The 6,470-nt window shown below is 69.8% G+C and carries 6 protein-coding genes; 2 read left to right on the top strand and 4 right to left on the bottom strand.

The window, feature by feature from the left end; translation table 11 throughout:
* Positions 1–56 precede the first annotated feature (56 nt).
* Positions 57–869 (top strand): HipA family kinase, encoded by an 813-nt coding sequence (locus ACTWPT_RS57865; RefSeq protein WP_443186087.1) that lies wholly within the window; start codon positions 57–59, stop codon positions 867–869.
* Complete coding sequence (locus tag ACTWPT_RS57860) at positions 866–1,243, top strand: DUF3037 domain-containing protein (protein WP_443186086.1); 378 nt, start codon at positions 866–868, stop codon at positions 1,241–1,243. The genes ACTWPT_RS57865 and ACTWPT_RS57860 overlap by 4 nt, the downstream gene beginning before the upstream one ends.
* Here the strand turns inward: ACTWPT_RS57860 and ACTWPT_RS57855 are convergent.
* From ACTWPT_RS57855 to dxr, 4 genes are all read right to left on the bottom strand, one after another.
* On the bottom strand, positions 1,240–2,082 hold the full coding sequence (locus ACTWPT_RS57855) for a GNAT family N-acetyltransferase (protein WP_443186089.1): 843 nt from the start codon (positions 2,080–2,082) through the stop codon (positions 1,240–1,242). The genes ACTWPT_RS57860 and ACTWPT_RS57855 overlap by 4 nt on opposite strands.
* A 72-nt stretch (positions 2,083–2,154) precedes the next feature.
* Positions 2,155–3,747, bottom strand: a complete 1,593-nt coding sequence (locus ACTWPT_RS57850; RefSeq protein WP_443186085.1) for an alpha/beta hydrolase — start codon at positions 3,745–3,747, stop codon at positions 2,155–2,157.
* Between the two features lie 174 nt (positions 3,748–3,921).
* Entirely contained in the window at positions 3,922–5,085 is a 1,164-nt protein-coding gene (ispG, locus tag ACTWPT_RS57845; RefSeq protein WP_443186084.1) for a flavodoxin-dependent (E)-4-hydroxy-3-methylbut-2-enyl-diphosphate synthase, read from the bottom strand.
* A gap of 39 nt (positions 5,086–5,124) precedes the next feature.
* Positions 5,125–6,315 carry a 1-deoxy-D-xylulose-5-phosphate reductoisomerase gene (gene dxr, locus ACTWPT_RS57840; RefSeq protein WP_443186083.1) on the bottom strand — a complete coding sequence of 397 codons (1,191 nt, stop codon included), beginning with the start codon at positions 6,313–6,315 and terminating at the stop codon, positions 5,125–5,127.
* Positions 6,316–6,470: the final 155 nt, after the last annotated feature.

Below are 6,470 nucleotides of genomic sequence, written 5' to 3'. Positions count from 1 at the left end.
GGAGGCGGGGAGGGCCTGGGGAGGAGGGTGTTTCGGATGGGCGGTAGCCTCGTCTCGTGCTGGATAAGATCGCAGCCACCCGTTATGTGACCCCGCTGCGGGAGGGCGGGTCGCTGCCCGGCGTCATCGAGGCCGATGACCTGGGCACCTACGTCGTGAAGTTCCGCGAGGCGGGTCAGGGCCGCCGGGTGCTGGTCGCCGAGATCATCGCCGGCGAGCTGGCCCGTCGGCTGGGGCTCAGGACCCCCGAGCTCAAGCTCATCGACCTGGACCCGCAGCTCGGCATCCGCGAGCCGGACGAGGAGGTCCAGGACCTGCTCAAGGCCAGCACCGGGCTCAACCTGGCGGTGGACTTCCTGCCGGGCGCGCTGGGGTTCGATCCGCTGGCGTGGGTGGCGGACCCGGTGTTCGCGGCGCGGGTGGTGTGGTTCGACGGCCTCATCCACAACATCGACCGGAGCTGGCGCAACCCCAACCTGCTGGTCTGGCACCGCGACACCTGGCTGATCGACCACGGCGCGTCGCTCTGGTTCCATCACAACTGGCCCACGGCGGATCCGCAGCGCCCGTTCGATGCCGGCGACCACGTGCTCGCACCGTTCGCCGGCGATGTGACGGCCGCGGGCGCGGACCTGGCGAGGAAGATCACGCGCGAGCTGCTGGAGACCGTGACGGCTCTGGTCCCGGACGAGTGGCTCGACGGCGAGCCCGGATTCGACGACCCGCAGGCGGTGCGGGAGGCGTACGTCGATCATCTGTTGCGGCGGGCGCACGGGCCGCGCGAGTGGCTGGTGCGCGGCGAGGAGCGGGCCACGCGGCGGTCCGGGCCGGGGTCCGTCGGCGAGTTCTGGCGGGGAGGCGGCCGGTGACCAGAGACGTGTACGAGTACGCGGTCATCCGCGTGATCCCCAAGGTGGAGCGGGGCGAGCTGATCAACGCGGGCGTGCTGCTCTACTGCCAGCCGCGCGGCTACCTGTGCGCTCGGGTCGAGCTGGATCCGGCCCGGCTGCGCGCGCTCGACCCGACGGCCGACGTGGAGGCGGTCCGCCGGGCGCTCAGCGCGTACGAGCTGGCCTGCGGCGACGAGGCGGGGCCGCTGGAGTCGGAGTCGCTCGGTAGCAGGTTCCGCTGGCTGACGGCGCCCCGCAGCACGAGCGTGCAGACCGGCCCGGTGCACGCGGGCCTCACCGCGGACCCGGACACGGAGCTGGCCCGGTTGTTCGACAAACTCGTACGTCTCTAAAAGAGCACGGACATGAAGGTGTCCACTTCGACGAAGCCGACCTTGCGGTAGACGGCTCGCGCCGAGCGGTTGTAGTCGTTGACGTACAAGGTAACCAAGGGGGCGAAGCACTCCATGGCGGCCTCGACCACGGCGGCCATGCCCGCCACCGCGTGCCCCCTGCCGCGCAGCTCGGGGTCCACCCAGACGCCCTGAATCTGGCAGGCCTGGGGCGTGACCGCCCCCACCTCCGCCTTGAACACGACCTTCCCGTTGTCGATGCGCGCGTAGGACCGGCCGATCCTGATCAGCTCGGCGACCCTGGTGCGGTAGAGCGCGCCGCCGTCGCCAACGTTGGGCGAGACGCCGACTTCCTCGGTGAACATGGCCACGCACGCCGGCAGCAGGATCTCGAACTCCTCCGGCCGCACCCGCCGGACCAGCGGGTCGGCGGGCACCGGCGGCTTGCGCGAGGTGGCCATGACCGGCTGCGCCCAGCGGATCGCGCGGGCCCGGCCCCAGTACGGCTCAAGCCGCTCCCACAGCAGGGACACCGCGTCCACGGGGCCCACGATGGACGAGCAGCGCCGCCCCTGTTTGCGGGCACGGTCGGCGAACGCGTGCACAGCCTCGGGACCGGCGCAGACCGGCACCATGTTGGCCCCCGCGTAGCAGAGTGACACGAGGCCACCGCGCGGCCCGAATCCCCACATCTGCCCGCCGAGCCGCGCCGGATTGAGTCCGACGGCCCGCACCCTGGAGGAGACGAAGACGTTGGCGACCGGATCGGAGTCCAGCAGTGCGAGAACCTCGTCCCGGTCGCTGTCGTCAAGCACACGCGACGCCGATGTACGCAGCATCACATGGTCAGACTACGCGAAGGGTCACCGATTAGCTCATCACGCGATCCTCACGGTAACCCTTTCTTGACGTCATCGTGCTCCAAGCAGTCCGGTGAGCACCCCCAGGAGGTCGTTGTGCTGAACCGGCCCCTCCGCCGCCATGCGGGCGGGCGCGGCGGGACGGGGCTCGGGCAGCGGGTCGCAGACCGCGTCACGCGGCGGCACGGACCCGTCCGTCAGGTACGCGGCCAGATGCCGGTCCACGCACTGGTTCCCCGCCAGCGACGCCCCATGGTTGCCGCCCTTGTCCACCACCATGCGCGCGGTGGGGAAGCGCTCGCGCATCCGCAGAGCCCCCACGTACGGCGTCGCGGCGTCACCGCGGGACTGGAGCATGAGAATGGGCGGTAGCTTGAGCGAGCCGTGCACCTCGACCGGTTGCCCACCCGCGACCGGCCAGAAGGCGCAGGGGGCGTTGAACCAGGCGTTCGACCAGGTCAGGAACGGCGCCTGGCGATGCATCTTGGTCATGTCGGCCCGCCACGTCTCCCATTGGCGCGGCCAGGTGGCATCGCGGCACTGGACGCCGAGGTAGACGGCGTAGCCGTTCTCCTTGGCGGTGTCGTTCTTGCCGTGCTTGGTATAGATGCCGACCAGGCCCTTCACATCGCCCTCGCGCACGTAGGACGACCACGCCTGGGCGAACCGGGGCCACACGCGGTCGCCGTACCCTGCGACGGTGAAGGTGTCGTCGAGCTCGCTCGGGCCCACGACGCCGCCGGCCGGACGGGTCCGCAGCCGGTCGCGCATCGCGTAGTAGGCGAAGGACGTCTGCGTGGGCGTCGTGCCCAGCTTGTACGTGGAATGGTGTTTGGCCGTCCAGGCGAGGAACTGCCGGTGCCGGCGCTCGAAGGCCTGGTCCTGCGCCAGGTTCGACCTGTACCAGACGCCGGTCGGGTCCACGTTGCTGTCCAGGACCAGGCGCTTGACCCGGTGCGGGAAGAGCGTGGCGTACACGGCGCCCAGGTAGGTGCCGTACGAGTAGCCCAGGTAGCTGATCTGCTCCTCACCCAGGGCCGCGCGGATCACGTCCATGTCCCTGGCCGAGTTCTCGGTGCTCAGGTGCGGCAGCAGCCAGGACCAGAAGTTGCCGCAGCGGGTGGCGTACTCGGCGGCTCTGCCCAGCAGGACCCGTTCCTCGCCCCCTGTCCGCGGTATGGCGTCCGGTCTCGGGGCCTTGTAGTAGACCTCCGGGTCCACGCAGTGCAGCGCCGGCTCGCTGGCTCCGACGCCGCGCGGATCGAACCCCACGATGTCGTAACGCTCGCTCACCTTGGCCGGCAACGCCGCGGCCACGTACTCGGTCAGGTTCCGCCCGGACGCCCCGGGACCGCCCGGGTTGATCAGCAGCGTGCCGAGGTGGTTGGCGTCACGCGACACTTTGGCCCTGATCCGGTTGATCGCCACTTTGATCGACTGCCCCATGGGCTGGCGGTAGTCGAGCGGCACCCGCACTGTGGCGCACTCGATGTTCGCGTTCGCCGCCTTCCCTGGCACCGCCGGACAGGCCCCCCAGGCCACTGGCGCTTTCCCGGCGGCGACGGCCGGCGCCCCGCCGCCGGCGATCACGACCCCGGCGACGAGCATCGCCATTCCGGCGACAACCCCAACTACCCGCTTCACCCGGTCCCCTTCCCAAGTCATAGGCCTTTGCGATGCTCCCGTGAGCGACCGCGCCGTGACGGTGGGTATGGGGAAATGCTTGCCATTCTGTAATCGGTCCATGGCAGAGAGTAGCCTGGCCAAGCAGGCCACAAGATCTGGGCTGGGCGAGGCACTCGCCCAGCCCAGATCTTGTCAGCTCACCGTGACCACGGGGCCGGAGTCGTCGTCGAGGTCGACCTCGACGCCCATCTCCTCGGCCAGCCGCAGCGCCTCCTCAATCAGAGTCTCCACGATCTGCGACTCCGGCACGGTCTTGATGACCTCGCCCTTGACGAAGATCTGCCCCTTGCCGTTGCCGGAAGCCACCCCGAGGTCCGCCTCGCGGGCCTCACCGGGGCCGTTGACCACGCAGCCCATCACGGCCACCCGGAGCGGGACCTTCATGCCCTCCAGGCCGGCTTGCACCTGCTCGGCCAGCGTGTAGACGTCCACCTGGGCACGACCGCACGACGGGCAGGAGACGATCTCCAGGCCGCGTTCCCGCAGCCCGAGCGACTCCAGGATCTGCGTGCCGACCTTGACCTCCTCGACTGGGGGCGCGGAGAGCGAGACGCGGATCGTGTCGCCGATGCCCTCGGCCAGCAACGCGCCGAAGGCCACGGCGGACTTGATCGTGCCCTGGAAGGCGGGCCCGGCCTCCGTGACGCCCAGATGCAGGGGGTAGTCGCACTGGGCGGCCAGCAGGCGGTACGCGTTGATCATGACGACGGGGTCGTTGTGCTTGACCGAGATCTTGATGTCGCGGAAGCCGTGCTCCTCGAAGAGGGAGCATTCCCACAGCGCCGACTCGACCAGGGCCTCGGGGGTGGCCTTGCCGTACTTCTGGAGCAGGCGGGGGTCGAGGGAGCCGGCGTTGACGCCGATCCGGATGGGGACGCCGTGGTCGGCGGCAGCGCGGGCGATCTCGCCTACCTTGTCATCGAATTTCTTGATATTTCCGGGGTTGACCCGGACGGCCGCGCAGCCCGCCTCGATGGCGGCGAACACGTACTTCGGCTGGAAATGGATGTCGGCGATGACCGGGATCTGGGACTTCTTCGCGATGATCGGCAGCGCGTCCGCGTCGTCCTGGGACGGGACGGCCACGCGGACGATCTGGCAGCCCGACGCCGTCAGCGCCGCGATCTGCTGCAAGGTGGCGTTGACGTCGGCGGTCACCGTGGTCGTCATCGACTGCACCGAGACGGGCGCGTCGCCGCCCACGGGCACGTTGCCGACCATGATCTGGCGGGAGTGGCGGCGTTCGGCGAGCGGCTTGGGGCGGACGGTCGGGATGCCGAGAGCTACGGAAGACATTTCAACCCTTACTGTGGCGACGGTTTCAAGTTTATGTAGCTAGCGCGACTGCACGGCTGTGAGTTCGGCCGCACGCGCACGGGCCCACGCGTCGGCGGCGAGCACCTCTTCGACCGAGTCCGCCGGGGTCACGGTGTGTTCCTCGACGACCTTGGCGACGGTATCGACGATCGCCAGGAACGGCAGCTCGCCGCGCGTGAACGCCTCCACGCAGGTCTCGTTGGCCGCGTTGTAGACGGCTGGCGCGGTGCCGCCCTCGGTGCCGACGTGCCTGGCCAGGGCCACGGCCGGGAAGGCCACGTCGTCGAGCGGCTCGAACGTCCACGTGTGCGCTTTACTCCAGTCGATGGCCCGGGCCGCGCCGGGCACGCGGTGCGGGTGTCCGAGCGCGAGCGCGATCGGCAGGCGCATGTCGGGCGGGCTGGCCTGGGCCATGGTCGAGCCGTCCACGTATTCGACCATGGAGTGGATGATCGACTGCGGGTGCACCACCACCTCGATCCGGTCGAAGTCCAGGTCGAACAGCAGATGCGCCTCGATCACCTCCAGCCCCTTGTTGACCAGAGTCGCGGAGTTGATGGTGATCACCGGCCCCATGGACCAGGTGGGGTGGGCCAGCGCCATCTCGGGGGTGACCTCGGCCATCTCCTCGCGCCTCATGCCACGGAACGGCCCGCCGCTGGCGGTCACCACGAGCCGCTTGACGCTGTCAGGGTCGTACGCGCCGGGGCCCGAGGCCCACAGGCACTGCTGCAGCGCCGAGTGCTCGGAGTCGACCGGCAGCAGCTGACCGGGCTTGGCCAGCCGCTTCACCAGCGGACCGCCGATGATCAGCGATTCCTTGTTGGCCAGGGCCAGCGTCCTGCCCGCTTCGAGTGCGACGAGCGTGGAGGTCAGCCCGAGCGCGCCGGTGATGCCGTTGAGCACGGTGTCGCACGGCCACGCCGCCACCTGCGCGACCCCGTCGTGACCGGCGAACACCTCGGGCCGGGCGCCGTGCGCGGCCAGCGCCTCCTTCAAGGCGGGCACGGCCGCCTCGTCCGCCACCGCCACCGCCTCGACGCCGAACTCGGCGGCCTGCCTGGCCAGCAGGTCGGCACGGCCGCCCCCGGCCGCCAGCGCCGCGACCTTGAAGCCGCGGGGGTTGGCGGCCATGACGTCGAGGGCCTGGGTGCCGATCGAACCGGTGGAGCCGAGCAGGACGACGGAGCGGAGGGTCTCTGCATGCACTCGTCCATTGTCCCCGCTGCGGAGGGCGGCCGAGCACCGGGTGCCGGGCGTGCCGAAATTCCCTTACTTATGTGACGCGAGATATCAGAGTCGATTTACGTCGGAATATCGCTATATCGGTATGCGCGAATCTTGAGAAATCTGGATATTGCGGC

The organism is Nonomuraea sp. 3N208, assembly GCF_052245935.1.
GTDB lineage: Bacteria > Actinomycetota > Actinomycetes > Streptosporangiales > Streptosporangiaceae > Nonomuraea.
This window is presented reverse-complemented; position numbering and strand designations above follow the sequence as displayed.